We start from the raw sequence: 3,270 nt of genomic DNA on the forward strand, positions 1-3,270 counted from the left end.
GGGGCAGACCGGGCCAACGGGCGCTGACGGCGCTACTGGATCCACAGGACCAACAGGAGCAACAGGTACTGACGGCGCAACGGGTTCCACCGGAGCGACTGGTCCAACTGGTGCCGATGGCGCTACTGGATCAACGGGGCCGACCGGGCCAACGGGCGCCGACGGCGCTACTGGATCCACAGGACCGACCGGGTCAACTGGAGTCGACGGCGCTACTGGACCCACTGGGCCAACGGGAGCAACAGGCACTGATGGCGCAACGGGTTCCACTGGACCCATAGGGCCGATAGGCGTCACTGGATCCACAGGATCGACCGGGCCAACGGGCGCTGACGGCGCTACTGGATCCACGGGACCGACCGGGCCAACGGGACCAACTGGCACTGACGGCGCAACGGGTTCCACTGGAGCAACCGGTTCAACTGGCGCCGACGGCGCCACCGGACCCACGGGGCCGACCGGGCCAACGGGCGCCGATGGCGCTACTGGACCCACAGGACCGACTGGGCCAACTGGCGCTGATGGCGCTACTGGTTCTACGGGGCCGACTGGGCCAACTGGTGCTGACGGCGCTACCGGACCAACGGGACCAACAGGCACTGACGGCGCAACAGGTTCCACCGGAGCGACTGGTCCAACTGGCGCCGATGGCGCTACTGGATCCACAGGACCAACAGGAGCAACAGGCACTGACGGCGCTACAGGTTCCACCGGAGCGACCGGACCAACTGGGCCGACAGGCGCCACTGGCACCGATGGCGCTACTGGACCCACTGGGCCGACAGGCGCCACTGGCGCCGATGGCGCTACTGGACCCACAGGACCGAATGGTCCAACTGGTGCCGATGGCGCTACTGGATCCACGGGGCCGACTGGGCCAACTGGCGCTGACGGAGCTACTGGATCCATGGGGGCGACAGGAGCCACTGGCACTGACGGCGCAACGGGTTCCACTGGAGCAACCGGTCCAACTGGCACTGATGGCGCTACTGGACCCACTGGGCCGACAGGCGCCACTGGCACCGATGGCGCTACTGGACCCACTGGGCCGACAGGCGCCACTGGCGCCGACGGCGCTACTGGATCCACGGGGCCGACAGGATCGACAGGCGCTGACGGCACTACTGGATCCACAGGGCCAACTGGACCAACGGGCGCTGACGGCGCAACGGGTTCCACCGGAGCAACCGGTTCAACTGGCGCCGACGGCGCCACCGGACCCACGGGGCCGACCGGGCCAACGGGCGCCGATGGCGCTACTGGACCCGCAGGGCCGACCGGGCCAACGGGCGTCGACGGCGCTACCGGACCAACGGGGCCGACCGGCAATACGGGCGCTACTGGCGCTACCGGCAACACGGGACCTACCGGTGCAACGGGGCCAAACTTTGCTACCAATGGATTCTCCGGGCGAATTAATGCGGTATCCGTCAGCACCTCCGGACAACTGGTCAACTGGTCGACGGCCAGCCCCTATTTCGGCAATGCCAACTTTAATGCCGCAACCGGCACATTTACCGTCCCCACGGCTGGCCGATATTCCATCAAAGCAACGATTAACTACTCCACAGCGGCAGCGATTACCGTTCAACTGGGGGCAGGCGTTACCCCTGCCTTCACCGTGCGCAGAATTACGCCCAGCACAACGGATTTGATTACGGGGATCTTCCCGATCCTGAACGTCAACATCGCGCTTCTTCTTACTTTGCGCACCATTCTCGGGAGCGGCTCCATTACTATCACGGGAGACGTTACGCTGAACGCAAACGATCAGATCGGACTCTTTTATGTCGCCAACGGACTTACAATCAATCTCAATCTCGGCGGCTCCGGCAACGAGGGCATCGTCTGGTCCATTCACCAGCTCTCATAGCCGACTGCCTCCTATCGACTCACGAAAGAAAAACCCTTCCGGCTTCAATTATGAAGCAGAAGGGTTTTTCATAATTACGCAAGCATAGATCAGATCCCCAGACTCAGAACGGCAAGCTCAAATTAAATTCAACACGTACCGTATTCCCCTCGAACCGGACTTCCTTCACTTTAACCAAATCTCCCGTCGGAAGATCAAGGTCGACAATAATCGTCTCCAGCATGTCTAGAGGCAAGTCGATTCCCTTGATGGATAGCGACTGCGGCCTCAGCGCAAGATTAGGATCCTGCCACTCCAGCCGATACTCCGCCCGGATCGCCAGCGGCACGCGGTCCCGATACTTCACGTTCATATTCGCGATCAACCGGTCTCCTTCCAGGTCGAACAACGCTCCTTCTACGACAACGTGTTCGCTCACGTTGGGATCCAGATTCTTTTTGATCAGATTATTAACGTCCGCTTCCGTCAATATCAGTTCCGGCTTAAGCTGCTTGATCATATCGGTCGCTTTCTCGCGAATGTTGATATTCTGATAGGACAAGTCCAATTCCTCATCGGGAGCAATATAGGACAGCAGCCACCATGCTCCTCCCGCAGCCAGCAATAGCAGAATGACAATGACCGCGAATAACCTTTTTAACACTTTCCCCATGCTCGGCTCCCCCTCTCCCAATCTCTCGCCCATTCCGCACGGCAAAGTGGTATAATGGTTGACAACTATCTCGGCTGCCCTACTTACGGCAACCCATTCCCTATTCAAAAGCTAGAAAGAAGGTTCGTTCGTTATGAGCACACAATCGTTGCATCGCATCGGTCTGGAAGAAATCATGCAAGCACACATGCACCTGAAGGATGTCATCGTTCGCACGCCCCTCCAATATAACCGCGTACTATCAGAGAGATACAACTGCCAAGTATGGCTAAAGCGCGAGGATCTCCAAATTGTACGTTCGTTCAAAATAAGAGGAGCCTACCATCTCATGCGTTCTCTCGCTCCCGAGGATCTCGCCAAGGGTGTCGTCTGTGCCAGCGCCGGCAATCACGCCCAAGGTGTCGCTTATTCGTGCCAAACTCTCGGTATCCCCGGCAAAATCTACATGCCGAGCACCACTCCGCGTCAAAAGGTGAAACAAGTCTCCTTCTTCGGCGGCGATCAAGTTGAGGTCATTTTGACCGGCGATACCTTCGACGATGCCTACTCGGAAGCGATTGCGGAGAGTACGCGCAGCGGCATGGCGTTTATCCACCCCTTCGATGACCGCAAGATTATCGCGGGCAACGGCACCGTCGGTCAAGAGCTCATGGAGAAGGCGGAATCTGCGCCCGATTTTATTTTCGTTACGGTAGGCGGCGGCGGACTGGCGGCGGGAGTGGCCTCCTATATCAAGATCGTCTCT

Annotated in this window: 3 protein-coding genes; 2 read left to right on the forward strand and 1 reads right to left on the reverse strand. The window is 59.4% G+C overall.

The genetic code is table 11. The features are described from left to right. Window positions 1-1,873: collagen-like domain-containing protein (locus PAT3040_RS39255; RefSeq protein WP_507763384.1), on the forward strand; the 1,873-nt coding region annotated here is incomplete at its 5' end. A gap of 103 nt (window positions 1,874-1,976) precedes the next feature. Here PAT3040_RS39255 and PAT3040_RS31755 read toward each other — a convergent pair. Further along, on the reverse strand, window positions 1,977-2,525 hold the full coding sequence (locus PAT3040_RS31755) for a hypothetical protein (RefSeq protein ID WP_108995832.1): 549 nt from the start codon (window positions 2,523-2,525) through the stop codon (window positions 1,977-1,979). 133 nt (window positions 2,526-2,658) lie between these two features. On the opposite strand from PAT3040_RS31755, the gene PAT3040_RS39260 reads away from it, so the two are divergent. Continuing rightward, a partial coding sequence (locus PAT3040_RS39260) for a pyridoxal-phosphate dependent enzyme (RefSeq protein WP_258235262.1) occupies window positions 2,659-3,270 on the forward strand: 612 nt, incomplete at its 3' end.

Source organism: Paenibacillus agaridevorans, from assembly GCF_003112455.1.
GTDB classification, from domain to species: Bacteria; Bacillota; Bacilli; order Paenibacillales; family Paenibacillaceae; genus Pristimantibacillus; species Pristimantibacillus agaridevorans.